Raw genomic sequence first — 23,370 nt, 5'->3', positions numbered from 1 at the left:
CGCTATGACTCCCCCGCCGCGCGACCGGGAGTGATCGGGTGGGACAATTCAGTCTTGAGGGTGAGGATTTCCATTTGTAGTTCTGCTATTTTTTTTGTCAGTGACAGATTTTCCGAGGTAAGGGCTTCTATTTTTTTAGAATTTTCTGCTGACATTTCTACAATTTGTTTCCGCAGATCTCGATTATCCGCCTGTAACTCATCCAGGCGGTTTTCAACCCTGTCCCTGCTGCGCTCTGCCCTGTCCAGGGCATCCCGCATGTCTTGCAATCGGGACTCATAAATATCGACCATAGACTGCTCCGTTTGTGTTGACCGGCTGGGGAGGCCGGACTTTTGGCTCTCTTCGCTGGGCAGCCTCACAGGATGGATAAGGGCGTTGGGGATAAAGCGACCACTGGCCGGAGGAAGAACCTCGTCCGGACTGATCTTGAGGACCGCGAACAATTCTGGCCAGTATTGAGGGTGGGGCTCTGCTACCCCGCGCCTCCACCGTGAAATAGAGGCCTCCGTCACTCCCATATGGGCGGCCAATACCTTCGGGGTTATCCCCAGCGTTCGGATTCTTTGGTCGATCAGGTCGTGTATGGTTGCTTTCTCGCTCATGCACTTATCCTACACCGTGAGGTCATAAAACCAAGGTCAAAAAAATAATCCGCAATACGCAATAAAAGAATTACTTGACTTGTGATAATTGTAATAATACCATTGCAACATGAAAAAAGGATCGCTGGATAAAATTGTGAGCGCAGCCGTGGGGAGCACCATCCAGACCATCAACAGGTCCAGGAATGGGGTAACGGTTCCATCCCTGGATTTGGCGGAAAAGCTGGCCGGGCTCTTTTCTCTGCCCCCATGCGCCTTCCTGTGGGCGAAAAGAATGGGCACGTGGTCTATGATCGAAAAGAACTGGGACGCTATCTGTCCTTATCTGCTGGCCCGCCAGTCCGGACAGGATGTTCGGATTCCTGAGGCTTTGTCAGGTTTTTCCTGCCCGACCTCCAGGCATCCACCCCCTGACGGATAAAATGGACGATCTGCATGGAGCAGCTCCGATCCTCCAGCTCGGAGATTCGCTCCAGTTCGGCCCACAGGTCTTTATCGATGCGGAATGATTTCTGGATCTTCATGGGGCTTTTATAGGGTTTTTTCAAAAAAAGACAAGTTTTTCAAAGAGTTGCATGACAAACGGGGATAAACACCTCGTTTGTCCGACAAAACAATGCACCGGATGCATGTGTGCGCCGAGGCAAAAATGCAGGGGGATTTTGCAATGTCAGAGGTAAACGACATTTTGTACGAGGCACTGATTCAGGGCCGAGAGGGGCAAAGCCTCATCCCCGAGGCTGCCAAACTGGGCGGCATTGGCCAGCGGACACTGTATGACTACTGCTCAAACCCCAGCCGTACCGTATCCGTGCATGCTATCCGTGGGGCATTTGCGGCCACACAGCACCCTGCCCTCAAAACATTACTGGAGCCTCCCGGCTGGCGGTTGGTGCAGGTGCAGCATCTGCCCGTACCGGGATCAAACGACCTCCGCACTGAGCTGGAGGACGTTGTGATCCAGGCCAGCGAGATAATGGGGATACTCCGAAGGGGCATATGCTCTGGTGATTCTGCGGCCACAATGCGGGCCGCTCGGGCCATTGGCCAGCTGGAGACCGAGGTCGCTGAATTGCGCCGGTTATTCGAGGACACCATCACGGGGCGGAAATAGCCATGGGCAAATCGGTCGAGTTTTTGTCCCCACAGGAGCGGGCAACCATTGCCAGGGGGTGTTTTCAGGTGGATTCCCGCAGCAGCACGGAGCAGGAGCTGCGGGGGCTGTGTCCGTTTCATGGGGAAAAAAACGCGTCCTTTTCCTACAATCCAGAAAAAGACTCCTACCATTGCCTCTCCTGCGGGGCATCGGGTGACCTCATAAAATTGTGGGGCCACGCCAACAACTATCAGGACAATAAGGCCGCATTCCGGGAATTTTGCAATGCCCATGGAATCGGTGACAGCCCCGCCCCATGGGAAGGGCATAAAAAACCAAAAAAACCTGCGCCTCCGTCTCTGGATGGCATCTATGAGACCCTGCCTCCTCTGCCTCAGGCATGGATGGACAGGATCTGCGCTATGCGCGGGTGGACTCCCCAGACCGTTACGGATCTGGGGATCCGCCTCCAGACCTGCTTTCAGGCCAAGGACGGGAGGATCATCCAAAAGCCAAAGGCCGACAGAGTAGCCATCCCGGTCAAAGACGCGGGAGGCGTTGTCCGAAACCTGAGGTTGTACCGCCCTGGGCCTGCGCCGGATGGCACCAGGGGTCACGATAAGATGATCTCCTGGGCCGCTGGTAACGGAGAGGCCCTGCCTTTCCCTGCGCGTCCTGGGTCAGACGGGCCTGTGCTCCTCTGCGAGGGAGAGCCGGACACCATCTGCGCTCTGTCCCACGGGTTTAATGCCATTACCATGACCGCCTCCAAAATGCGGAAATGGGCCAAGGAGCATCTGGCCCTGTTCGAGGGGCGGGACGTGGTGATTGCATTTGACGCGGATCAGGCGGGTCAGGTTGCAGCCCTGCATTTTTCAGCCCCTGCCATTGCCAGGGTGGCCCGGTCTGTCCGTGTGATTGAGTGGCCTGACTACATGGGCCGCCATGAGGACGGCGGATACCCGGAAAATGGCGGTCAGGATCTGACAGATTTTTTTGTCAAGCACCGGAGGAGTGCTGAGGATCTGGAGGAGCTGATGGCTTCGGCCACGGTTTTTCACCAGACGGAAGCCCCACTGGAGAGCGAGGCATCGGATTTTTTCGAGACAGGGGTAAACGGTCGGCTGTCCTTCCGGCCCCGCCTGCTGGCAAACCGCCTGCTGGACAAGTTCCGGCTCAACTATGACCACAAGACCGGGCTGGTGTATCGCTGGACGGGGTCGGTGTGGGATGCGGTGGAGCTGGATGTCATCAAAAAAACCGCCATCGAGGTGCTGGGCACTGAGTCCCAGATGTCCCGCGTTTCTGACGCAGCGGAACAGGCAAAGATCATGTCTGCCATGCCCTTTGGCAGGGCCATGAATGATCAGCTGGACTGGGTGTCGGTCAAAAACGGGGATCTGAATATCCGGACGCTGGAGCTGCGGCCCCATGATCCGGAGCGATTCTCCTCCGTGGAAATTCCCGTGGTCTGGTACCCGAGGGCCGGGAAAACATGCAGCGTGTGGCTCAGGATGCTGGAGCAAAATATCCAGACACCCGAAGCCATCATGCAGCTGCAGGAGTTTTTTGGGTACTGCCTGGATCGTACAGCTCCGCCCCTGCTGAGTAAGTGCCTATTGCTGCTGGGGGACGGGTCTGATGGCAAAAGCACCATCCTGTATATCCTGCGCCAGATGGTGGGGATAGCTAACTGTTCGGCTGTTGGTCTGGCGGAATTGGAGGATCAGTTTTTAAGGTCTTCCCTTTACGGAAAAGCCGTGAATATCTCTACAGAGGTGGGCAAAAAGGCCATCGAGAGCCAGTTTTTCAAGGCCATTACCTCTGGAGACCCCATATCCGCAGCCTTCAAGCACGAAAATCCATTCACCTTTGAGGCGTTCTGTAAGCTGGTTTTTGCCTCAAACCAGCTCCCCAGGGTGCTGGACAACTCAGACGGGCATTTCCGCCGCTGGCTGATCATCAAGGCCAAAAAACAGTGGGCCGACGATGATCCGGATCTGGATCCGCACCTGAAGTCCAAACTCATGGAGGAGCTGTCGGAAATCTTCCAGTGGGCGATTGTTGGCCTTCATCGTCTGTGGGCGCAGGGCTATTTTACCAACTGCGAAGAAACCAGAGACCTCCTGATGGAGTTCCGGCGTCAGAATAACCCTGTGGTGGCCTTCCTCCAGGATGCTTGTGAGCTGGATGCAAACAAGCTCACTGCAAAAGACACCCTTTATAAAGGATATAAGGGATACTGTGATGCAAACGGGTACAGCGCCTTGGGTAAGGATAATTTTTTCAAGGAACTTTTCCTTGCCCACCGCAGTCTGAGCAGTACCCGCCGCCGGGTGGGCCAGGCCCGAGAGTATGCCATCCATGGCATCTCTTATGTGGGAGGTGGAGCATGATAACCCCGCACCCCCCGAGAGGGATGGCCCCCCAGAGCAAAACCGGGGGACAAAAACCCACGCTGTCCCATCCTTGTCCCACCCTTGTCCCACCCTACGGGGGCAAATTTGGGACAGACCAAGCCAACAAAAACAAATATTTAGGCCTTCTGTCCCGCCTGTCCCACCCTAAATACAACATATTGCGCATGTGCGCGCGCACGCGTGTGTGTATATGTAATATACATTCTGACTTTGTTGGAAACAGGGTGGGACACCCGGACCACCCTATAAAACTCAAATACTTAGCGCGTTTTTGGGTGGGACAAGGATGGGACAGGGATGGGACACCCTTTCAGCAATGTAAAAAAATCAATGGTTTAGCAATAAAACAGGGCGGGACAGCATGAAGCCCTCCTGCATTTTCGATAAGTACGGGGCAATGGCCCCTGCCTATAGCCCGGCCAACGATGGTCAGGCAGCCCGCGAGGATATGAGATCCCAGGGCCTTCGTGTTCTTCCTGCGTCAAAGGAGGGGGCTTCTTCCGGCACGACACCGGATCCGAGCCCAGATGCCCGCACTGGCGGGTTAATCGGACAGCCTGAGGGTATCTGGCCCTCACCGTCTCCCGTGGCTGGGGGACAAAACTGGCGCGAATGCCCGACTGTCATGGAACTGTCCCGACGCCTGAAGGGTAACCGCCATGGAGTTCGCCTCTGGATGGATGAGGCTGAGGATCTGCACCTGTCCATCCGCCCCGGCGTGTCTCCGGATGAGCCGGAGCGCTGGGAGTTTTACGGCCAGGCTCTACGCCTGGTGGAGCTGGCCATGCCCGACCTTCGGCGGCTGCTGGCTGCTGGGGCGCTGACGCTGCCCCGATGTTAGCGGCGGTTCCTCCCCCCGGCCCGAGCCCCATACGGGGGCGCGGATCCCGAAAGTTGGGTCCATTTATTTTTGAAAATGTGTTGGAATTTGGAAAAAAGCCTGATTTTACTGGCCTTTCAGTCAGGGCCGACTTTTTGGGCATGGGCCGGGAGGCGGGTATCAGGCGGGTGAGGCTGGGTTTTTGACTCAATTTGTGACGATTTTTTGTTTTTGGATGTTGGGCCTGAGCGTCAAGGAGATGACATGGCGGCAGATTTTCCGGAAAAATTTAAGAACACCATGGAGCTTGTCGTCTGGGCAAAGGCTAATGGATGGAGGCTGGAAAAATCCACCGCATACGGACATGCCAAAAAGGGCCTGCTCCGGGTGCAGTCGGACAAGTCCATCCTGGGGGTGGATGCCAAGGTCTGGCTCCTGGCTATGGTTGGCAGAGAGAGCGGAGATGCTGCGGATTTGGGGGCTGAAAAAATGCAGCTCGAAATCCGTAACCTCGAAATCAAGGCCCAGAAATCCGCTTTTGAGCTTGATCAGCTGCGAGGGAAATACCTCCACAGGGCAGATTTTGAGCGGGAGCTTGCAGGCCGGGCCATCGTTTTGGAATCCGGATTGCGGCGGATGTTTGCCTCCCAGGCAGCTCGGATGATCGCACTTGTGTCCGGCAAAGCAGAGAAAACCCCAGAACTGACGGCATTTTTGAACGACACCCTGGACGATCTGCTCCGGACATATGCCTCCACGGAGACCTATCAGGTAATGGTGCTGCCGGGCACGGATGAGGCTGCAGAAGAAAGAGAAGACCGGGAAGAGGATACCGAAAATGAAACAGACTGAGCTTTTCCGGGCCACGCCTAAAAAGCCCATCACTGCCAGGGCAGCACACTGGATGCCGGACGCTGTCCGCAGCACCAGGGACAAACTCCGTCTCTCCGTCTCATTTTCCGCAGCGGAGCGCCGGATTTTCCGGAAACCAAAACCCATGGCCCCGTCGGAATGGGCCGAAAAACACCGGGTCGTCACCATGTCCGCCAACCCCGGCCCATGGCGCAACAGTCTCACGCCTTACCTCGCTGGGATAATGGATGCATCCGCCAGCCCCTTCGTGCGTGAGATTTACTGCCAGAAATGCCCCCAGTCAGGAGTCACCGAGGCGGCGCTCACCTATGTGGGTTATCTTGCAGACCGGGAGCCCGGCCCCGTCCTCATGACGTTCTCGGACGAAAACACCTGCTCCGAGGTAGCCAAGGACAGGCTTGCGCCGATGTTCAGGACCTCGGCGCGGTTGCAGAGGTACCGCACGGGCCGGGTCGATGATGAATCAAACACCCGGGTGAACCTCACCCACATGCCCATTTATCTGGCCTGGGCATCATCATCCGCCCGCCTTGCCAACAAACCCATCCGGTACGCCATATCCGATGAGGTGGACAAGCCCGGATACCAGGCAACAGCAAGACAGGGTGAAGCCGCAGGCCTGGAACTGATCGAAAAGCGTATGACAACTTTCCCGGATCGGTACAAATGGTGGATATTTTCCAGCCCCACCGTCCCCGCCGGGAACATCGAGACGCGCATGGCCATGGCGGATGTGGTTTTTGACTATCACGCCACATGCCCAACATGCTCCCGCTCCCACAAGATGTCTTTTGAAAACATCAAATGGGATGGCGGCAGAACAGCAGACCCGGCCCTCCTGGAGCGGGACGAAAAGCTCACATGGTATGAGTGCCCCCACTGTCAGGCCCGGTGGGACACCCTTACCCGTCAGGATGCTGTCCGTCTGGGTGGCTGGCGGTGCCGGGAGTCCGGCCTGTCTCTCCCCAAAACCCTTGAAACCCGCAGGCCCCGGCGCATCGGCTTTCATTTGCCAGCATGGGTAACACCGTTCGTTTCCTCCGGGAAAACCGCAGCGGCATGGCTCCGGGGAATGAAGTCGGCAAACGCCATGCAGGATTGTTTCAACTCTCATTTAGCGGAACCCTACACCGGCCTTTCCGAGCGCCGGGTAGAAACCCTGGCACTGCTCCGGGATTCCCGCCCCGCTCGAATCGTTCCCGGAAATGGCATCATTGCGGGGCTTACAGCCGGATGCGATACCCAGGACGACGGCTTTTGGTACGAGATCCGCGCCTGGGGCTACGGTGTGGATCGGGAGTCCTGGCAGATCCGCTCCGGATTTGTCCAGAGCTTTGAGGCCCTGGAACAGATCATTTGGCAGGACAAATACCGGGACTCGGGCGGCAACGAGTACATGATCGCCATGGCGGTCATCGACGCCATGGGCCACCGTACCGCCGAGATTTACGACTGGTGCGCCAAACACCGGGGCCTTGTGGTCCCGTTTCAGGGGTCGGCAAGACAGCAGCGACCCTGGCGGTTTTCCGCCATCGAGCATTACCCGGCATCTGCGGGGAAAAGGGCAAACAAGCCCATCCCCGGAGGCCTGCAGCTCCTCCAGGCAAATGTCAATTTCTACAAAGATGAGCTGGCCCGGCTCTGGCAGATCGACCCCGCAGACCCCGGAGCCTGGCATTTCCACGCAGAGACCCCGGACGAGTGGCTGGCCATGCTCTGTCATGAGTACCGGGATGTCCACGGCCAGTGGAGCTGCCCCTCTGGAGCGGCAAACCACGGCCACGACTGCTCCGTATATGCCCTTGTGGCCACGGATGTCCTGGATATGCGCTACTGGGAGCGGCCCGTCGAGGTCGATCCTGCACCCCCACCCACGAGTTCCCAGCCCGCCCAATCCCGGCGGCGATGGTAAGGAGGTAACATGGCAGACAGGAAAAAACAGACAGATCCTCTGGTTGGGATGGAGGCCATCGCCCGCTACGTCCACCGCTCCCCCGCCACAATACTCGGCTGGGTGCAGGAGCGGGGTTTCCCTGCAAAAAAAATAGACGGAAGGTGGGAGTCATCGGTCTCCCTCATCGATGACTGGAGAGCACAACAGATCCGGGAGGCATCATGAGTCCATTGACAGCAGCACTGGCGGATGTCCGCCGCAACATTGAGGAGCGGGATCAGATGCGGGAGCTTCTGCGGGATCTGATCCATTCGGTTTACCCGCTCATGCCCGTACTCAAGGCCCACGTCGAGGCCACCCACATGGTTGAGGGATTCCGCCCGAAACGCAATATGTGGGACGACCGGCTCCAGACCCTCAAGGAGGTTCTTCATGAATGCGAATCGGCTCTTGGCAGCACAATCCCTCACGGAAATCTGTCGGACTCGATGGAAAATGGCGCTCCTGAATCTCCGGAAAGCGGCCACAAATCAGGAAATATTGGAGGCGCAGGCCCATGTGGATCGCACCCGCAGGGCGCTGGACAATGCGGAGCGGACACTGGAGCGGGCGCGGTACCAGGAACTGGAGCGGCCCCGCATCGAGGCGCTTCCCCGGCCCCGGATCTGAGATACCCGGCACACGAGGAGCGCTGTGGGCCAGGAGCACAGGGGTACCGCTGCCCGCTCCGTCATTTTTGCAAGCGATACGTGGCCCTCAGTTACTGGGACAGGCAGGACGGCCTGACCCATTACCGGGATCTCCTGGTTATGTCGGCCCACCCCCGCTGCACCATGTTTGACGTAATCCTGGGGACTCCGGAATACCTCATCCAGCGGGCCATGAACATCCGGGCGGATCATCTCACCTACATACAGGCGAGGGAGGTTTTTGGGCATGAGGCTCAGATTGCCAAGGCTGCGGAAGAGCTCTCCGAGGCAGCAGCGGCAATTTTGCGCTGGCGTTGGTCGAAGGGGCAGTCCTCAGAGTCGAGGGATCAGATGGCGGCAGAACTGGCAGACGCGGAAATCATGCTGGAGCAGATGCGGATGCTCATCCCGGCCCATGAGATTGATTTCCAAAGGGCGGAAAAACTAACGAGATTGAGGGAGAGACTGAATGAGCAAGCGGGAAAATGAGTGGATGGACTTTGCCGTGGATGTGGCCGACCACATCGAAAAATACACGGTGCCACAGTACGGGGACATGCCCGATGATCAGGCATCCGGGTTTTCCGTCGATGACATAAAAAACAATATGTCCCGATACATCAACCGCATGGGGCGCAACGCCAGGGGCGACGCCGAGGCCCTTCGGGACTGTTACAAACTGGCCCACTACGCCTGCATGGCAGCAGCAAAAATCAGGGGGGAGCAGTCATGAGCGCAGCAGAAGCCCTGGAACAACATCTCCGGGCCATCAAAAATCAAAATACGGCCCTCCCGTTTCCCATTGCGGGCCAGATCCACACCCTCCCCGCATCGGCCCTCCCGGCCCGGATGCGTCCGGATTCCAGGGATTTTTACAAAACAGCCGCCCCATCCCGTGCCAACCGGGAAGCCATTTCCGTGGCCGGGATGGCACGGGGATTTTGCAACAACCTCCGCCAGACCCATGGCCAGCGCCCAAAAACGATGGCGTACGAGCGGCAGCTTCGCTCCGCCTGCGAAGCGGTTTTTAAGCTTTACGGCAAACTTTCCCCGGATGACCACGGCGGCGCACCCGATGCCATCGACAGCCTGGATGCCTTCTGGCGGCAGCACCGGGACTCTCCGGCCGTATATGTCTGCATGGTACTGCCCATGGCGGTGGATATCGAGGCCACCATGAGCGCATCCACCCCGCCGGAAAAGCGGGAGGCCATAGCAAAAATGCGGGCCATTTTGGAAAAAATCTACGGATACCTGAGCCAATACCACCAGACCTCCGAGGATCTGGAGGCCTACGCGGCAACCCTGTACCAGCACTGGAGGCGGATATGCGAATAGCTTCGTCAATATATCTGGGCGCGTGTTGGGGGGTTATGGCGTTTTTTGGAACCAGATGGGTGTTTTTTGAAAATACCCCCATGACTCCAAAGTCGGCCCTTATATGTGCTTTGACCCTCGCAGCCCTCATCCTGTTTTATTACCTTGCCTCCATCCAGCAGAGATTGCTGCTCATTTATGAGGTGGTAAGGCCCAGCGTCAGCGGGACGACTACGGGAGCCCATGTAAAATGGATCCACGTCAATGACCACATGCCGCCCGTCAACGTGCCCGTGCTGGTGTACTTCCTCGGCAGGTGCGGGGTGGCCATTCTGGTGCCGGACAATGTGCAGGAGGGTCTGCTTATTTTTAGGGGGCATGGCGGCCCGCACAATGCCGTAACGCATTGGATGGAGTTGCCAATGACGCCGCCGCCTCCTGTGGATGATGATTGACAACCGGTGCATAAAAAAAGGAGGGGAAAGATGGATGAAAAAAGAATGCGCATGCTTGAAAAAGCCAAAAAACTTGCAAGGCACACGGAAGGGCTTGCCGCCGGACCAGGCTGGGGAGTTGACGACCAGGATGTTTTGGAGTGGTTGATAAATGAGGTCGAGAACCTTCCTCAGGTTATTGGCCCTTTCCGCTATATAGATGAACGGGGAGAAGGGCTGGCTATGACCATATATGGTGGATTCAGGCCCGCAGAGAGGCCGGGGGAAAGGCGGGCTCTCCTCTGTTTTTAAAAAAGGCGGTCCTCTCCGTTTAACATTATATATGTGGCCCGCTGGATTCCCCGGCGGGTCTTTTTTTTAAAAAAAAACAGAAAAAAGGGATTGACTCCGTACCTAAAATTAGGTACAAGTTTAATCAAGAGCGGCCACAAGGGAAGCTCAAAAACACCAAGCCTTAGGAGGCGGGACATGGAAAAGCACACATGGAAAACAGCAAGAGGCGGAGAAGTAACCATCGAAATCATCAGGGAAGAAGCCATGATTGCCAAGGCCACCAGAACCAAAAAAACCCTTGGCATTGAAATTAGATTCGGAAAAGAAGTTTGCAGCAACCCCCGCCTTGAAGATGGGTTTTTTAACTGCGGAATAATCCGGATGGGCGGCAAAAGCGTTAAAGCCCTTATCCCCACAAACCCTGATGCGCTGGCCGTTTTTGAAAAGTATCAGGCTGAATTAGGTGCAAACCACAAAAGATCCAAGGCAAACGAAAAAGAATATGCAGACCATAGATCTAATATGAAAAAGATCATGGGTTACTAAAAACAAGGGCCGGGAAACCGGCCCAAACATAAAGGACAAAGCCATGGAAAAGACAATGTACACCCTCGGAAGCGTCTGCCGCCTGATCTGGCCCGGCCCCGGAGAGATCCCGGAAGCCATCCTTGCCCAAATCCACCGTCCGGCATCCTGCCTTGCCCTGATAGCCAAGCATCCGGACAACACAAAAGACAAAGAAGAATCCCTTGCCGACCTCCTGGACAAGCTGGACACCATCCATGACCCAGAGGGCGGGGTCTCGGAAGAGATCCAGTCTAATTTTTGGCTGGGGTATTATCACTATGCCCACGCAATGGATGTGGCCCGAACCTACGGCCCTGCGGAACTGGAAATGACCGGGCAGGCCCTTTACGGTGACAGATGGCAGACAGACCTAACCCGTGCCCTTGGCCTGTCCGACTCCCGTCGCATCCGCCAGTGGATGGCCGGGGAAAGACCCATCCCCGTGGGTGTCTGGGCCGATGCCTGCGCCCTGCTGCGGAAACGGGGGGACACTATCAAAGGGCTTTTTAAAAAGCTGGATAAGTAAAAAACTGTTGACAGATAGGGCATTATGCCCTATTGTGTTTCTTAACAAGCCCGGAAATAACTCCAGGGCAAACCCTCAAAAGGAGACGGATCATGAAAAATCAGAAAGTCATCACATGGCAGGCACCCACCGGCGAAACCCTGAACATCTGCACCAAATGCGAAAAAAAGCTTGCGGGAAACTGGCCCAAGACCTCTGAAGGGCAGGAATACTGCCAGGTAAGTAAGGGACTTCACAAGGGCCACTGCGGAAATTGTGGTAAATAACAACAAAGCCCCGGCCAAGGCCTGGGCAACAAACGAGGAGGCAAGCTATGGAATTTTATGAGAAGATCGAAAATGCGGACAGCGTATTTGAGCTGGAGGCCCTCATAAATGCAGCATCTCCGGATGAACTCGAAACCATAGATATGTCACAGCTGCCCACCTTCGGCGGCGAGGAGCCATCGGATACCCAGGACATCTGGTCTTGGGACGACGAGTACCTGCTTGTTTCCTGGGAAAATGGAGTTAAAACTGTCCGCAGGCAAGAGGATTAAAAAATAGCCCCGGCTCAGGCCGGGGCTTCCTGCCGGAGGTCTATGGCCCCATCATTATATATGCGGCCCGCTGGAGTTTCCGGCGGGTCTTTTTTTTGTGGAATAAATAAAAAAAGGCTTGACCAATAGGGCATAATGCCCTATTGTATTTCTTAACAAGCCCGGAAATTTCTTCCAGGGCAAAACCTCTGAAAAGGAGAAGACCCATGAAAGCAGCCATTTCTCAGTATGAAACCAGCCAGGGACACATTACATCACTTATCGGGGTGGGGCATACGGAAAGTGCAGCAAGGCAGTCAGCACGGGGGTACGTCAAAGGCCATGGACATAACCCCTACGACGAGGAGCTGGATTGCAAGGTTGTTGAAATTTCTGAAAAATTCCTGGCGGTTATGGAAGCAGCAAAGGATGGGCCTGACCAGATGATCGAATATCTCCACGCAGAAGGGGCCCTCTTTTTAAATAGCGATGGTGAGCTGGATTATAAAAATTAAAAACAAGCCCCTCCCCGGAGGGGCAAAAACAAGCCCAATCTTGGGCATCACCTCCGAAGGAGAAGGAAAATGAACAGCACGGAATATAAATATGCATATTACCACAAGACGGGATATGGGTATGTAATGGGGGACGGGACAAGGTGTGGCTTTAAAGCCTCCACCGAAGCCGAGGCAAAAGGCAAGGCCATGGTGCTCGCTGAGCAGAAGGGCGTTCCGTGCATTTTCATGGAGCCGTACAGGGAAAAGCTCAAAAGGGAAAGGCAAGAAAAAGAAACTCCGCCCACCCCCCCGAAGATAGAAATTGACCCGAATTTTGCAGCTGTCCCCACCATCGGGGGCATTATCGTCCCGCTGCCCTTGTCTGGGGATAATAAAGACCGCTTCCCGGAAGAGGTTGTCCTTTCCGTTTCCCGAGCGGCTGTGATAAAAAAACGGGGATGGGTTGTTGTGGAGCTTGATGGGCGTGGCGTTGCTGTTACACCTGCGGAAGCTGTGGCCCTTGGGCTTGAAGAAGCGGAGGCATGGATTCCGGATCTTTCCTGCGCCCCTTGTGTTCCGAAGCCTGGAGAGCTGAAGCGTCTTCTTTCAACATCTTCCCCCGAGACCATCACATCCATCCGTGATGCCCGCCTGCTGGGCATCCCGGAAAAAATCATGGCAGCTCTACCGTCCACCGTGGATATTCCCGGAGCGGACGAAATCCGGCCCCTCATCCTCCAGCGCAACGAGTGCCCGGATGAAGAGGTGGAAGCCATCGACAGGCAGATTGTCAAAATATGTCTGTCCATCCCCCTCCCGTCAGCCCATGAATGGCTGGCAATGGATCGGCGGGATTATGCAGGCCGCACAATACAAGAACACCTCCGGGGAGTTCTGCATTTTGCAGGACTTACCGGCGGGGCGGCTGCGGAAATCATCGGAATTGATGCCCGCACTTTCCGCCGCTACATCCAGCCCGATGACCAACAGGGCCACAAACCCATGCCCTACCCCGCATGGTTTACCCTTCTGACCCACGTCAGAAAATAGCGCCCTCACCCCGGCCCCTCTCCCGCAGGAGAGGGGGAAAAGCCCGGCCCCGAGCCGGGTTTTTTGCGTCCTTTTTCTGCCCCAAAAAAACGCATAAAAAACCTGTCAAGCTTTTTTTGCTCCCCTCTGCTCCCCTCTGCTCCTCATACGCCCTCACCCAGTCATACACCCCCAGCTGCTGAAAAAACCCGTGCTATAACCTCAGGCAGAAAATGACGGATTTTTTGCCTTGGGGGGAGCACATGTTTACAAGCTGGGCAGACTTAAAAAACGAAATGCTGAACGACATGGCATCGGGATCATGGAAAATAAAATCCTACGCCACTGCCGACGGACTGCGCTTTGAATACAGGGATTTCAACGATTTTAGACGCGCCCTGGATTACGTCACAGCCATGGCGGAGCAGGAGGCAGGCACCACGCCCCTTATCACACAGGTCGCAGGGAGGGCGAGACGATGAATATCCTCCCCCTCATCGGCTCCGGCCTCGATGCCATCATCGGCGTGTTTTTGCCCAACGCACAGCTGCGGCGCATGTGTGACCGACAGATGATCCAGCGTCAGTCCCAGCGTTACGCCGCTGCTCAGGGCGACCATGGCGCATGGCGGGCCATGGATCAGAACATCAATGACCAGATTCTTGCCCATCAGCCCCGCATCGCGGCCAAGGTGCGCCAACTCTGCCAGGATTTTCCGCTGTTTGACCGTGCGCTCCGCGTCCGGGTGCAACTTACCTGCGGGGATGGCATCCGGCTCCAGTCCCGGCCCATTATCTATCAGGATCGCAAGGCTCTCAAAGCAATCACGGACAAAATCGAGGACGCATGGCTGCGCTGGATGGACCATGCAGATGCCTCCGGCCGTCTCCATTTTTTCGAGCTGACGGCCCTGGCGGAGCGCACCCGCATCGAGACCGGCAACGCCCTTGCCATCAAAATCCAGGACACATCCGGCCCGGCTCCCGTCCGTCTGCTCATGATCGACGCGGCCCGGCTCACGGATCAGGGCAAGCCCATCGGAAAAAATCTCATGCGGGGCGGGGTGGAAATCCATCCCGTTACCGGCGCGGTGGAAGCCTATCATTTTTCCGATGAGGGCTACGGCTCCCCCCGGCGGATGCTTGCCTCCCAGGTCCTCCACCTGTTCCATCAGCAGTATCCCGGACAGGTGCTGGGGGTCTCCGATTTTACGTCCGCAGTCAATCTTGCGGATGACGTGCAGGATCTCATGACATCTACGCTGGATCGGGAGCGCATGGGGTCAAAGTACCTGGGGGCCATCAAAACCGAGCGCCCCCACGTCCACCAGACGGCCAACGTCAACCACGACCCCGCCCGAAAAGGCGTGGAAAATCTTGGCGACGGAACGGCCGTGATTAAGTACTTGGGATACGGGGAAGATATTTCCTGGGCCCAACCTGCTGGCACCGGGGCGTCATTCGACCCCTTCATGCAATTCCTCCTGCGCACCATTGCCATTTCCACGGACACCTCGGTGGAGATGCTGACGGGCAATTATTCCGGCCTCAGCTTCTCAAACTACCGGGGTGTCCGGACGGATCTGGCCCGTATGATCACCCCCCACCAGACCCGCCTCATCCGGCACTGGTGCCAGCCTGTTTACGCGGATTTCCTGACCCTGTCTGTCTATCGCGGGGCGCTGGAAATCCCCCAATACACCCGCGACGAGCGGGCGTGGCAGCAGGCGGTGTGGCTCCCCCCGGTCATGCCGCCCGCTGATCCTCTCCGTGAATACCGTGCCCAGAGGGACGACATTGCGGCCCTGCTTAAGTCACCACAAGAAGCCTGTCTTTCCCGAGGCAGAGACGTGGAAGAGGTGCTGGAGGATATCGGGAACTTTGCGGATATGGCCCAGCAGTATCTCGGCATCGACCGCGACGCAGCCCTGGCAATCATCACCGGGGGCAAGCGTCAGACCGAAAAAACCAATCCCGCAGCCCTCGGGGCAGCAGGGTAGGAGGCAGAATGGCAGAAAAAATACTCACCAGGGCCATGGCAGCAACCACACGCGCCCCGGCATCCCTCGATGCGGATGCCCGCACGGTGGATCTGGTCATCGCAACGGACACGGATGCCGTCACCCGCTGGGACTATGGTCTCGGCGGATACGTGCCGGAAATCCTCATCCCGTCGGGGTTTCGCGCTCCCGCATCCGGACAGGTGCCCCTGCTGGATTCTCACGAACGCTGGAGCGTCCGCGATGTCTGCGGCTCCATCCGGGAGATCAAAATCGACGGCCAGGCTGTGGTTGGCCGGGCCTCCTATGCATCCACAGACAGGGGCGATGCAGCCTTCAGGCTGCTGCAAGAGGGTCATCTGACGGACTATTCTGTCGGATTCCGCAGCGCCCAGGAAATGATCCTCAAAAAAAACGAAACCCATACCATCGACGGCCGGACTTATACCGGCCCCTGTATCCTGGTCACAGCCTGGGAGATCCGTGAGGTCTCCACATGTGCCATCGGAGCAGACCCAAACGCAAAAGCCCGGTCAGCCGGGGAAGGAGAAAACATGCCCGCACCTGTTACGGCTCCCGAGACTGGAGCCCCTGAAACCCGCAGCGCAGACCCCCATCCCGTACCCGCAGCAAGCCCTGCGGCTCCTGCGCCTGCAACACCCGACCCCGTCGCTGCCGAGCGCAGCCGGGTGGCGGAAATCGTCCGCATGTGCAGCACCCACAGCTGTCAGGACATTATGGACAATCTCATCGCCACGGGCACCCCCATCGAGGCGGCCCGCGCTGCGGTGCTGGATCGCATCGCATCCACCCGTGCGGCGGCTCCGTCTGCGGCCCCTGCTGCAGGAGCCCCTGCCACTGAAACGGTTAACGAGCGGGACAAGTTCCGGGCTGCGGCCCTGGACGGCCTTGCCCTCCGCTGCGGGTACACGGTCGAGGCTCCTGCGGCTGGGGCGGAATCCCTGGTGGGTTACACCCTGAGGGAGCTGGCCCGCGAGGCCCTGATCCGCTCCGGAGACCGCCGCATCCCCGGTGATGCAATGGAGATGGTGGGCCGTGCCATGTCCACATCGGATCTCCCCTTTATTTTAGGCAGCACCGCAAGGCGCAGCCTGCAGGCGGGATGGGAAGGAGCCAACGAAACATGGAGCCAGTGGTGCGCCACGGGCCGGATGGATGATTTTAAAATCCACGAGTTTGGTCGTATCTCCGAGTTTGACAATCTCGATGAAATTCCCGAGGACGGCGAATACAAACACGGTTCCGTGGATGAGCACAAGGAGTCCGTTAAGCTGGCCACATACGGAAAAATGTTCAGCATCACCCGCCAGGCCATCATCAACGACGACCTCGGGGCCATGACAGACATCCCCCGCCTCATGGGCGAGGCTGCTGCCCGCAAAATCGGGGATCTGCCCTATGCCGTGCTCATCTCAAACGGGAAAATGGGCGACGGCAAGGCCCTGTTTCACGCGGATCACGGAAACATCGGTGTCACCGGTGCCATCGGTATCGCTGCTCTGACCGATGCCTACAAAAAAATGGGCCTCCAGAAAGACATGCGGGGCCTGAAACGCCTCAATATCCGGCCCCAGTACTTGTTGGCTCCGGTATCCCTCATGGGCACCACGGAGGAGTTTTTCAAGTCGGATAAATTGGGCGCAGAAATGCAGGTCAACATCTATGCAGGCAACGCCCTGACCCGCATCTATGAGCCGAGGCTTGACGACGACTCCGCCACAGCTTGGTATCTCGGCGCTCTCAAAGGCAAGACCGTCAAGGTCTTTTTCCTGGGCGGGAAAACAGCGCCTTACATGGAATCCCGGCAGGGCTGGAACCGCGATGGGGTGGAGTACAAAGTCCGCATCGATGCTGCCGCCGCTCCTGTGGACTGGCGCGGCCTGCTGAAAAACGCCGGAGCATAATTCCTTAAAAGGGGTCAGACCCCTTTAAAAAACATATCTTAAAAGGGGTCTGACCCCTTTTAAGGGAGAAGGAGCAACTCCATGAAAAACTATGTAAATACAGGCGAATCTGTCACCATTACCGGCCCCGCAGGGGGGCTTGTCTCCGGCCAGCCTTTAATGATTGGTGTCATCCCTGCGGTGGCATCCACGGATATTGCCCACAACGCCCTCGGAGCCGTGCGGCTGAAAGGCGTTTATCGCCTCAGCGTCAAAGGCCACGACGGCACGGACAATGCCGCCGTGACAGCAGGAGCCCGTGTCTATCTCGGTGCAGACAGCCTCCTCACCCTCAAGACTTCTGATCCGGCTTTTGGCGCGGTGCTTCAGCCTGTGGCTTCCGGAGCCACGGCCACTGTCGAGGTGCTGCTCGGCGCATAACCCATTCTGTCGGGCAACCGACACAGCAGGAGGCGGTGTGCGTATTATCGACGAGATGTTTCGTTTGGGCCTGGAGATCGCACCCGCCGTCCTACTGGCCATGCTGGGAGGGGTGGTGAGGATGATACAGAATCCCAAATCATTTTCATGGTGCTGGCTTTTCGGCGGGCTGCTCATGAGTGCCTTCGTGGGCATCCTTGTTTTTCTTCTCATTGCCGATGCCGAGGCCGTTTCCGCTAACTGTCGGGCCGCCATCTGCGGCGTAAGCGGGTATTCCTCTGCCCAGATTCTGGGGCTTCTGGAAAAGAGAGTGCTGCGGGCCGTGGCAGAAAGGGGAAAGTGATGCATCCTTTTATGAGCGCAGGCTTTGCCCTGCTTCCAGAAGCCATGCAAAGCCCTGCGGCCATGGGCATGCTCCACGCCATTGGCATGCAGGAATCCCGCTTTATGCATCGCCGTCAGATCCGGGGCCCCGCGCGTGGTTTCTGGCAGTTTGAAAAGGCGGGTGTCGCTGGAGTGCTGAACCATCACGCCACCGCCATCATTATCCGTCGGATCCTGGTGAGGCTGCGCTACGGCGTGAGCGTGGAGGAAAGCCATGCCGCGATTGAGCATAACGATGCCCTGGCCTGTTGCTATGCGCGGCTCTTGCTCTGGACTATCCCGGAGCCTTTGCCGGGTCCGGATGAGCCGGAAAAAGGGTGGCGCCAGTACCTTTCGGCATGGAGACCCGGAGACCCAAGGCCGGAAACCTGGAACGGATATTTTAAGGAAGCCTTTCGGCTTTCCAGGGAGGGAGCATGGACATAGTGGCACTGGAACCCGGAACTCTTATTGCCCTGGCTGTCATCGGGCTGGGCTATGGGCTGGCCTCGGACGTCATCGGGGAAAGTCGCCTGCCGGACGGCTCCGTGGCGGGGCTGGTATTTCGGCTGGGCCGGAAACTCGGGTCTGCCATCCGAAAAAAAATGGGAGGCCGGTGATATGGGGACATGGAGCGATCAGATTGCGAGAGATGTGGATCGCACCGTCCTCAACACCCGCGAGGGTGCTGAGGACATCCGCTACGCGGCCCAGAATCTCCGGGCCAGGGTGAGGGTGCCGACGGAGGTGGAGCGGGTCACGGGAGTTGTGGCCTGGGATGCGGAAATCACGGTCGCTCGGGCATCCGTGCCCATGCACGTAGAGGGGTCGCCGGTGCAGATTGACGGGGTGTGGTACCGCACCACGCGGGTGCTCAATGAGGGTCACGCGACGCGGACCATTGGGCTTGTGAGGTCGGCGTGATAAACCGGGTCGAAATCAAGGGGCTTGCAGCCGTCCGGGAAGCTCTGGCCGATGTAAAAAAAGGCTACGCCAAAGCATCGGTGAGGGCCATCAATGAGGGCCTTGCCAAAGCCAAGACCATTGCTGTGGAAGAGATTGCCAAAGAGGTTAACCTCACCAAAACGGCCATCCGCGCAACGATGACGGAGCGAAAGGCCAGTTATGCGGATCCACGCTGCTGGCTGGAGTCCCGAGATCACAGAGGGGTTCCGGCCTACGACAAAACCAAGCCCTGGAAAATAAAAAATCAGACACCAGGGATGCATTATGGCGGTAAAAAATTGAAACGTGGCTATTCGTTTCAGTTTAAGCACGCCCACAAGCGCAAGCATTTTAAGAGCGCCTTCATGGCGCTGATGTCATCCGGACACGGGAATATCTGGGTCAGGACTGGAGAGCGCAGGGCCAAACCCCGACCAGGAAATCCTAACGACGAGAAGATCAAAGGGATCTGGTCATCCACAGCCCCAGACATCCTGGGAAACCAGGAACGCATGGATGAGGTGCTAAGGAGAGCCGCTGAGGCGGCTGAGGCCGAACTGGATCGGCAGGTGGGCCTCATCTTAGCCGGAGTAAAGATATGACCCAATCTATCCGACACAAAATTCTCGATGACCTCCGGGCGGTATGCTCCCAGATCCGCACCGCTGAGGGATACAGCTCCGATATCGGGGCCAACATCGTCCTGGCAGACGGCAAGCGCACACTCGATCAACTTCCGGCCCTGTGGATTTCCCCAGGCACAGAGGCTGCCGAGCGCACGGCGTATGGCGAGGACAGCATCACCCTCCCCGTCACTCTCCGGGCCGGGCTGCGCTATGTGCTGGACTCAGATCCCACCATCCAGGAGACGGCCCTGTCTGCTATGGCAGAGGGCGTACTGGCGGATCTCAGGACGGTGCTGGATGTGCTCGCCGGGGTCTGCGATCTGGCAGACGACATCCTTTATAAAAGCGGCGGGGTGGAGGACTGGCCGGAGTGGGGTCAGGGCGAGGCTGCTCTGACCGTCACCCTGTCCGCCGAGATTCGGTATCGCACATCGCGAAACAACCCGTATGCTTGAGGAGACGACATGAAAACCATGACACTGCGGGACGGCTGCGCCTATCCCGGATACTCCGTCTCTGTCCGCATAGAGGCCGGAGAAACCGAGACCATCCACATCCCAGCCCCGCCCATAGGTCGCGATGTGGTTGTGCGTGTCTGGCCGGATGAGGGGCAGACAATGACGGTGCAGGACTCCGTTTCCCCGGATGCAGATATCCGGGCGGGGGCTGGGCGCTGGCTGCCTGTCCAGGCGGACGGTGTCGTGGACGGCGTGGCCTCCAACCCGGTGCAGTGGGCATATGTCTGCCCGGTATCCGGCATACAGGCCGCGGGCCCTGGGACGCTTGAGGTAATGACATGAGCATCACAGGCAATATTATTTACAGGCGCGATTCAGCTGGCAAGGTTGAGGCTCCGGACGGGGCTCTCTTGATGGCCGACGGCGCCAGGGCTGTCGATTCCGGCCTGACGGTCGACGAAATAGCGGGCCAGTCCGCCCGCATTGAAACGCTGGAGAACACACCGTATGAAATCGAAATTTTCGCAGTTGTTGGAACCAGGACGGGGTCAGTCGCAGTCCCAGCCGGGGCGGTCATCGCGCGGGAGCAATACTCATGGGGGCAGGACTGCATCATCGTCACCGTCGATGCGGAGGGCCAGCCCCAGGCAGAAGCGGCTGAAAACGTGGCTGGTGATATTGTCACTGGTGTCCTCGGTGCAGACGGGAGCTATACTCTATCTGATGATCCCGCATTTTACCCGGTGGCTGTCGTATATCAGATAAGAACCACGGGAGCGTTTTTAAATCAGGTGCCCCTTGACGCCGTCCTCGGCCTGGACCCCGTGCGGATTGTCGATACGGTAGATAGCGACAGGCCGGATTTGGCTGCATCGGCCAATAGCGTCAGAGTGGCCCATGCTGCGGCGGTTACGGCCCAGGGAGACATCGACAGCCACAGCGGGCAAGGCGACGATGCCCATGGCGGCATCGTCGCCAGCACAGACCCAAGACTAAGCAACGCCAGAACACCCACCAATCATGCCGCCAGCCATGCCGCAGGACAGGGAGATGCCATCACCCCTGTGGCTATCGGTGCTGCTGCCGCAGGGCATAACCATGATGCCGCATATGACACAAAAGGGGCGGCTGCAGGGGTGCAGAGCAACCTCACGGCACACACAGAGCAGACCACGGCGGCCCATGGCGGCATTGTAGCCAGCAATGATCCCCGGCTATCAAACGCAAGGAATCCAACACTACACGCAGCTTCGCACGGATCGGGTGGCGGAGACCCAGTCACGCCTGCGGCCATTGGTGCGGTTGCCAACAATGACCCCAGATTGTCAGACGCACGGGCACCAACAGTCCACAGCCACATAATTACGGATCTACCTTCAATACTTGGGAAACTCGGTGAAACAGCAGACGGAAGACCTCTCTGGAACGGAATGTACTGGCCCACGGGGAGATTTAACAGCTCAGACCCCGTCAACCTGGTACTGGCAAACTCGGAGGTTTCGGGTGGCGACTGGCGGTATGTTGATAATGGTTTTAACGAGATAGATCCGCCATCCAAAGAGTTTTTTGATAATCACCCGGTCTGGGGGCAGATTGAAGATGTGATCATCGACGAACAGCACATGGTTCGAATCCCCAATGCATTTTGCGCTGTCCAGCCTGTACCAACTGGACTTTTTGCCGGGAAACCAGTGTGGCGCTTATCGGCCACAGAACAACTCGGGCTGACACGGCACTCTGCGTTCTGGTGGGGGGGCAATCCGCTCAATCAGTTTTGGTTCGGCAAATACGCGGCCTCTTTATCCGGCGGCAAGCTCCAGTCTCTCCCCGGCGTTATGCCAGCAGTTAGTCGTACCATCGTACAGTTTTCCGCAGACGCTGAGGCCCGGAACGTGGGCGGCGTGACAGGGTTTATGCAAAATAGTTATCACCAAAACTCAGCCATCCAATTTTTATACCTGTTAGAAAACGCCACCATGGACTCCCAGGCGAAAACAGGCCGAGGCCGTGTCGATACATCCAGTGCAGCACTCGTTGACGCTCCCGATGTAGCCCAGGCCGCATACAGAGGCATAATCGGCCTATGGGGCAACGTGTGGCGGTGGGCGGTGGGCATGCAGATCGAGGCAGGCCGGGTGTGGGTGTGGGGCAGCAATCAGCAGTTGATCGACACCGGGCATACCATCCCCAATCTTGCAGCCGCATGGCGTTATCCTAAGACCTTCGCAACGGGTGCAGGAACAGGCTTTGATCTTGGCCATGGCTTTTTGGCGGCTGCAAATCAAGCAGCTTTGGCGGGAGCCACATGCCAAGACGGTCACTATTTTACGACTGGCACAGCGCGGGTGCTCCTACTCGGCGGCCCCTGGGCCTACGGCTCGCTTCCCGGGCTGTGGTGCGCGCTTGGCAGCATTGACGCGACGTATGCGCATTCCCTCTTTGGTTCCCGTCTGGCGAAAGTGTGATGAGTTATGAGCGATATGAGTCATGACGGGACGGGCGATAGCCCGGACCAAACGGGGCCTTATGGGAAGCTTTTGGCAAAAATCGAAAGCCTTGACGCTTACACCCACCTGGTCCTTGCGAATTTCCCGAAAAAAGAGAGACATCTTCTGTGTGCAGACATCCGCAGGAGTATAGCCGATGCGCACCGACTGTGTGTTGTTGCGTGGAAAAAATACCACAAAAAAACAACTCTCCATGATCTGGATACAGAAATCGAGGTTCTCCGAGCGCTGATCAGGAAAAGCCTTTCTCTCCACTACATAACGCCAAAAAGATACTTGACCTGGTCAAGCCACGTCAACGAGGTGGGCCGAATGATCGGCGGCTGGATCAAGAGTCAGAAATAAATAAATAAAGGGCGCAGGCTTATTACGCGGGTGCTCATACTCGGCGGCAATTGGAACAACGGCTCGAATGCCGGGCTGTGGTGCGCGAATGGCAACAATGACGCGACGAATGCGAATTCCAACATTGGTTCCCGTCTGGCGAAGATACGGCGGACAGAAGCCGAAGTCCCACGGGGCTTCGGACAGATCCAGAATATTCGGGGC

Annotated in this window: 33 protein-coding genes; 30 read left to right on the top strand and 3 right to left on the bottom strand. The window is 57.4% G+C overall.

Annotated features, from left to right (window positions below; genetic code table 11):
• Positions 1-2: 2 nt before the first annotated feature.
• Together RBR60_RS13900 and RBR60_RS13895 are read right to left on the bottom strand one after the other, a co-directional pair.
• The gene (locus RBR60_RS13900; protein WP_320357824.1) at positions 3-605 is read right to left on the bottom strand and encodes a helix-turn-helix domain-containing protein; all 603 of its coding nucleotides are present in this window, start codon (positions 603-605) and stop codon (positions 3-5) included.
• Between the two features lie 311 nt (positions 606-916).
• Positions 917-1,129: a hypothetical protein gene (locus RBR60_RS13895; protein ID WP_320357823.1), complete on the bottom strand. Its 213-nt coding sequence runs from the start codon at positions 1,127-1,129 to the stop codon at positions 917-919.
• A gap of 143 nt (positions 1,130-1,272) precedes the next feature.
• Here RBR60_RS13895 and RBR60_RS13890 point away from each other — a divergent pair, with 143 nt between their 5' ends.
• The 30 genes from RBR60_RS13890 to avd all read left to right on the top strand — a co-directional run bounded on the left by RBR60_RS13890 (position 1,273) and on the right by avd (position 23,166).
• A complete protein-coding gene (locus RBR60_RS13890) occupies positions 1,273-1,719 on the top strand; it encodes a hypothetical protein (RefSeq protein ID WP_320357821.1) in 447 nt (148 codons plus the stop codon).
• Between the two features lie 2 nt (positions 1,720-1,721).
• The gene (locus RBR60_RS13885; RefSeq protein WP_320357820.1) at positions 1,722-4,097 is read left to right on the top strand and encodes a phage/plasmid primase, P4 family; all 2,376 of its coding nucleotides are present in this window, start codon (positions 1,722-1,724) and stop codon (positions 4,095-4,097) included.
• A 385-nt stretch (positions 4,098-4,482) separates the two neighbouring features.
• Positions 4,483-4,962 (top strand): hypothetical protein, encoded by a 480-nt coding sequence (locus RBR60_RS13880; RefSeq protein ID WP_320357819.1) that lies wholly within the window; start codon positions 4,483-4,485, stop codon positions 4,960-4,962.
• A gap of 243 nt (positions 4,963-5,205) precedes the next feature.
• Positions 5,206-5,793, top strand: coding sequence for a hypothetical protein (locus RBR60_RS13875; RefSeq protein WP_320357818.1), 588 nt, complete (start codon positions 5,206-5,208; stop codon positions 5,791-5,793).
• Positions 5,780-7,726, top strand: coding sequence for a terminase gpA endonuclease subunit (locus tag RBR60_RS13870; protein WP_320357816.1), 1,947 nt, complete (start codon positions 5,780-5,782; stop codon positions 7,724-7,726). The genes RBR60_RS13875 and RBR60_RS13870 overlap by 14 nt, the downstream gene beginning before the upstream one ends.
• A gap of 9 nt (positions 7,727-7,735) precedes the next feature.
• A complete protein-coding gene (locus tag RBR60_RS13865; RefSeq protein WP_320357814.1) occupies positions 7,736-7,933 on the top strand; it encodes a hypothetical protein in 198 nt (65 codons plus the stop codon).
• Between the two features lie 207 nt (positions 7,934-8,140).
• Positions 8,141-8,377, top strand: a complete 237-nt coding sequence (locus tag RBR60_RS13860) for a hypothetical protein (protein WP_320357812.1) — start codon at positions 8,141-8,143, stop codon at positions 8,375-8,377.
• Positions 8,378-8,517: 140 nt separating this feature from the next.
• Positions 8,518-8,886, top strand: coding sequence for a hypothetical protein (locus RBR60_RS13855; protein WP_320357810.1), 369 nt, complete (start codon positions 8,518-8,520; stop codon positions 8,884-8,886).
• Positions 8,867-9,130, top strand: coding sequence for a hypothetical protein (locus RBR60_RS13850; protein WP_320357808.1), 264 nt, complete (start codon positions 8,867-8,869; stop codon positions 9,128-9,130). Before RBR60_RS13855 ends, RBR60_RS13850 begins: the two co-directional genes overlap by 20 nt.
• On the top strand, positions 9,127-9,735 hold the full coding sequence (locus tag RBR60_RS13845) for a hypothetical protein (RefSeq protein WP_320357806.1): 609 nt from the start codon (positions 9,127-9,129) through the stop codon (positions 9,733-9,735). The genes RBR60_RS13850 and RBR60_RS13845 overlap by 4 nt, the downstream gene beginning before the upstream one ends.
• An 80-nt stretch (positions 9,736-9,815) precedes the next feature.
• Positions 9,816-10,169, top strand: coding sequence for a DUF551 domain-containing protein (locus RBR60_RS13840; protein WP_320357803.1), 354 nt, complete (start codon positions 9,816-9,818; stop codon positions 10,167-10,169).
• Between the two features lie 30 nt (positions 10,170-10,199).
• Entirely contained in the window at positions 10,200-10,460 is a 261-nt protein-coding gene (locus tag RBR60_RS13835) for a hypothetical protein (RefSeq protein ID WP_320357801.1), read from the top strand.
• Positions 10,461-10,637: 177 nt separating this feature from the next.
• Positions 10,638-10,988, top strand: a complete 351-nt coding sequence (locus RBR60_RS13830) for a hypothetical protein (protein ID WP_320357799.1) — start codon at positions 10,638-10,640, stop codon at positions 10,986-10,988.
• A 43-nt stretch (positions 10,989-11,031) separates the two neighbouring features.
• The gene (locus RBR60_RS13825; RefSeq protein WP_320357797.1) at positions 11,032-11,535 is read left to right on the top strand and encodes a hypothetical protein; all 504 of its coding nucleotides are present in this window, start codon (positions 11,032-11,034) and stop codon (positions 11,533-11,535) included.
• Between the two features lie 92 nt (positions 11,536-11,627).
• The gene (locus RBR60_RS13820) at positions 11,628-11,801 is read left to right on the top strand and encodes a hypothetical protein (RefSeq protein ID WP_320357795.1); all 174 of its coding nucleotides are present in this window, start codon (positions 11,628-11,630) and stop codon (positions 11,799-11,801) included.
• 47 nt (positions 11,802-11,848) lie between these two features.
• Positions 11,849-12,073 carry a hypothetical protein gene (locus RBR60_RS13815; protein WP_320357793.1) on the top strand — a complete coding sequence of 75 codons (225 nt, stop codon included), beginning with the start codon at positions 11,849-11,851 and terminating at the stop codon, positions 12,071-12,073.
• A 206-nt stretch (positions 12,074-12,279) separates the two neighbouring features.
• A complete protein-coding gene (locus tag RBR60_RS13810; RefSeq protein WP_320357791.1) occupies positions 12,280-12,567 on the top strand; it encodes a hypothetical protein in 288 nt (95 codons plus the stop codon).
• 69 nt (positions 12,568-12,636) lie between these two features.
• Positions 12,637-13,599, top strand: a complete 963-nt coding sequence (locus RBR60_RS13805; RefSeq protein ID WP_320357789.1) for a hypothetical protein — start codon at positions 12,637-12,639, stop codon at positions 13,597-13,599.
• Between the two features lie 242 nt (positions 13,600-13,841).
• A complete protein-coding gene (locus tag RBR60_RS13800; protein WP_320357787.1) occupies positions 13,842-14,060 on the top strand; it encodes a hypothetical protein in 219 nt (72 codons plus the stop codon).
• The gene (locus RBR60_RS13795; protein ID WP_320357785.1) at positions 14,057-15,577 is read left to right on the top strand and encodes a phage portal protein; all 1,521 of its coding nucleotides are present in this window, start codon (positions 14,057-14,059) and stop codon (positions 15,575-15,577) included. The genes RBR60_RS13800 and RBR60_RS13795 overlap by 4 nt, the downstream gene beginning before the upstream one ends.
• 8 nt (positions 15,578-15,585) lie before the next feature.
• The gene (locus RBR60_RS13790; protein WP_320357783.1) at positions 15,586-17,502 is read left to right on the top strand and encodes a prohead protease/major capsid protein fusion protein; all 1,917 of its coding nucleotides are present in this window, start codon (positions 15,586-15,588) and stop codon (positions 17,500-17,502) included.
• An 81-nt stretch (positions 17,503-17,583) separates the two neighbouring features.
• Positions 17,584-17,922 (top strand): DUF2190 family protein, encoded by a 339-nt coding sequence (locus tag RBR60_RS13785; RefSeq protein WP_320357781.1) that lies wholly within the window; start codon positions 17,584-17,586, stop codon positions 17,920-17,922.
• Between the two features lie 37 nt (positions 17,923-17,959).
• A complete protein-coding gene (locus RBR60_RS13780; RefSeq protein ID WP_320357779.1) occupies positions 17,960-18,265 on the top strand; it encodes a phage holin family protein in 306 nt (101 codons plus the stop codon).
• Positions 18,265-18,732: a hypothetical protein gene (locus tag RBR60_RS13775; RefSeq protein WP_320357777.1), complete on the top strand. Its 468-nt coding sequence runs from the start codon at positions 18,265-18,267 to the stop codon at positions 18,730-18,732. Before RBR60_RS13780 ends, RBR60_RS13775 begins: the two co-directional genes overlap by 1 nt.
• Positions 18,723-18,905, top strand: coding sequence for a hypothetical protein (locus RBR60_RS13770; RefSeq protein ID WP_320357775.1), 183 nt, complete (start codon positions 18,723-18,725; stop codon positions 18,903-18,905). The genes RBR60_RS13775 and RBR60_RS13770 overlap by 10 nt, the downstream gene beginning before the upstream one ends.
• Before the next feature lie 300 nt (positions 18,906-19,205).
• Positions 19,206-19,832, top strand: coding sequence for a phage tail protein (locus RBR60_RS13765; protein WP_320357772.1), 627 nt, complete (start codon positions 19,206-19,208; stop codon positions 19,830-19,832).
• A complete protein-coding gene (locus tag RBR60_RS13760) occupies positions 19,829-20,311 on the top strand; it encodes a hypothetical protein (RefSeq protein WP_320357770.1) in 483 nt (160 codons plus the stop codon). Before RBR60_RS13765 ends, RBR60_RS13760 begins: the two co-directional genes overlap by 4 nt.
• A 9-nt stretch (positions 20,312-20,320) precedes the next feature.
• Positions 20,321-20,656, top strand: coding sequence for a hypothetical protein (locus RBR60_RS13755; RefSeq protein WP_320357768.1), 336 nt, complete (start codon positions 20,321-20,323; stop codon positions 20,654-20,656).
• Complete coding sequence (locus RBR60_RS13750; RefSeq protein WP_320357765.1) at positions 20,653-22,779, top strand: hypothetical protein; 2,127 nt, start codon at positions 20,653-20,655, stop codon at positions 22,777-22,779. Before RBR60_RS13755 ends, RBR60_RS13750 begins: the two co-directional genes overlap by 4 nt.
• Positions 22,780-22,785: 6 nt before the next feature.
• The gene (gene avd, locus RBR60_RS16845; protein WP_413815470.1) at positions 22,786-23,166 is read left to right on the top strand and encodes a diversity-generating retroelement protein Avd; all 381 of its coding nucleotides are present in this window, start codon (positions 22,786-22,788) and stop codon (positions 23,164-23,166) included.
• Here the strand turns inward: avd and RBR60_RS13745 are convergent.
• Positions 23,107-23,370: hypothetical protein (locus RBR60_RS13745; protein WP_320357763.1), on the bottom strand; the 264-nt coding region annotated here is incomplete at its 5' end. The two genes, avd and RBR60_RS13745, sit on opposite strands and share 60 nt — an antisense overlap.

This window comes from Desulfobotulus sp. (assembly GCF_034006065.1).
Classification (GTDB): Bacteria; Desulfobacterota; Desulfobacteria; order Desulfobacterales; family ASO4-4; genus Desulfobotulus.
Note: the sequence above shows the minus strand (reverse complement) of the source record. Positions and strands in the feature narration are given on the sequence as shown.

Bases quoted from the DNA above. Each gene is read 5' to 3' on its own strand.
- RBR60_RS13885 (WP_320357820.1), top strand. From the start codon at position 1,722: ATGGGCAAATCGGTCGAGTTTTTGTCCCCACAGGAGCGGGCAACCATT.
- RBR60_RS13770 (WP_320357775.1), top strand. From the start codon at position 18,723: ATGGACATAGTGGCACTGGAACCCGGAACTCTTATTGCCCTGGCTGTC.
- RBR60_RS13760 (WP_320357770.1), top strand. From the start codon at position 19,829: ATGACCCAATCTATCCGACACAAAATTCTCGATGACCTCCGGGCGGTA.
- RBR60_RS13810 (WP_320357791.1), top strand. From the start codon at position 12,280: ATGAAAGCAGCCATTTCTCAGTATGAAACCAGCCAGGGACACATTACA.
- RBR60_RS13845 (WP_320357806.1), top strand. From the start codon at position 9,127: ATGAGCGCAGCAGAAGCCCTGGAACAACATCTCCGGGCCATCAAAAAT.
- avd (WP_413815470.1), top strand. From the start codon at position 22,786: ATGAGCGATATGAGTCATGACGGGACGGGCGATAGCCCGGACCAAACG.
- RBR60_RS13775 (WP_320357777.1), top strand. From the start codon at position 18,265: ATGCATCCTTTTATGAGCGCAGGCTTTGCCCTGCTTCCAGAAGCCATG.
- RBR60_RS13830 (WP_320357799.1), top strand. From the start codon at position 10,638: ATGGAAAAGCACACATGGAAAACAGCAAGAGGCGGAGAAGTAACCATC.
- RBR60_RS13875 (WP_320357818.1), top strand. From the start codon at position 5,206: ATGGCGGCAGATTTTCCGGAAAAATTTAAGAACACCATGGAGCTTGTC.
- RBR60_RS13795 (WP_320357785.1), top strand. From the start codon at position 14,057: ATGAATATCCTCCCCCTCATCGGCTCCGGCCTCGATGCCATCATCGGC.
- RBR60_RS13750 (WP_320357765.1), top strand. From the start codon at position 20,653: ATGAGCATCACAGGCAATATTATTTACAGGCGCGATTCAGCTGGCAAG.
- RBR60_RS13865 (WP_320357814.1), top strand. From the start codon at position 7,736: ATGGCAGACAGGAAAAAACAGACAGATCCTCTGGTTGGGATGGAGGCC.
- RBR60_RS13840 (WP_320357803.1), top strand. From the start codon at position 9,816: ATGACTCCAAAGTCGGCCCTTATATGTGCTTTGACCCTCGCAGCCCTC.
- RBR60_RS13805 (WP_320357789.1), top strand. From the start codon at position 12,637: ATGAACAGCACGGAATATAAATATGCATATTACCACAAGACGGGATAT.
- RBR60_RS13890 (WP_320357821.1), top strand. From the start codon at position 1,273: ATGTCAGAGGTAAACGACATTTTGTACGAGGCACTGATTCAGGGCCGA.
- RBR60_RS13790 (WP_320357783.1), top strand. From the start codon at position 15,586: ATGGCAGAAAAAATACTCACCAGGGCCATGGCAGCAACCACACGCGCC.
- RBR60_RS13850 (WP_320357808.1), top strand. From the start codon at position 8,867: ATGAGCAAGCGGGAAAATGAGTGGATGGACTTTGCCGTGGATGTGGCC.
- RBR60_RS13870 (WP_320357816.1), top strand. From the start codon at position 5,780: ATGAAACAGACTGAGCTTTTCCGGGCCACGCCTAAAAAGCCCATCACT.
- RBR60_RS13815 (WP_320357793.1), top strand. From the start codon at position 11,849: ATGGAATTTTATGAGAAGATCGAAAATGCGGACAGCGTATTTGAGCTG.
- RBR60_RS13835 (WP_320357801.1), top strand. From the start codon at position 10,200: ATGGATGAAAAAAGAATGCGCATGCTTGAAAAAGCCAAAAAACTTGCA.
- RBR60_RS13900 (WP_320357824.1), bottom strand. From the start codon at position 605: ATGAGCGAGAAAGCAACCATACACGACCTGATCGACCAAAGAATCCGA.
- RBR60_RS13895 (WP_320357823.1), bottom strand. From the start codon at position 1,129: ATGAAGATCCAGAAATCATTCCGCATCGATAAAGACCTGTGGGCCGAA.
- RBR60_RS13880 (WP_320357819.1), top strand. From the start codon at position 4,483: ATGAAGCCCTCCTGCATTTTCGATAAGTACGGGGCAATGGCCCCTGCC.
- RBR60_RS13820 (WP_320357795.1), top strand. From the start codon at position 11,628: ATGAAAAATCAGAAAGTCATCACATGGCAGGCACCCACCGGCGAAACC.
- RBR60_RS13855 (WP_320357810.1), top strand. From the start codon at position 8,518: ATGTCGGCCCACCCCCGCTGCACCATGTTTGACGTAATCCTGGGGACT.
- RBR60_RS13755 (WP_320357768.1), top strand. From the start codon at position 20,321: ATGAAAACCATGACACTGCGGGACGGCTGCGCCTATCCCGGATACTCC.
- RBR60_RS13825 (WP_320357797.1), top strand. From the start codon at position 11,032: ATGGAAAAGACAATGTACACCCTCGGAAGCGTCTGCCGCCTGATCTGG.
- RBR60_RS13800 (WP_320357787.1), top strand. From the start codon at position 13,842: ATGTTTACAAGCTGGGCAGACTTAAAAAACGAAATGCTGAACGACATG.
- RBR60_RS13860 (WP_320357812.1), top strand. From the start codon at position 8,141: ATGAATGCGAATCGGCTCTTGGCAGCACAATCCCTCACGGAAATCTGT.
- RBR60_RS13785 (WP_320357781.1), top strand. From the start codon at position 17,584: ATGAAAAACTATGTAAATACAGGCGAATCTGTCACCATTACCGGCCCC.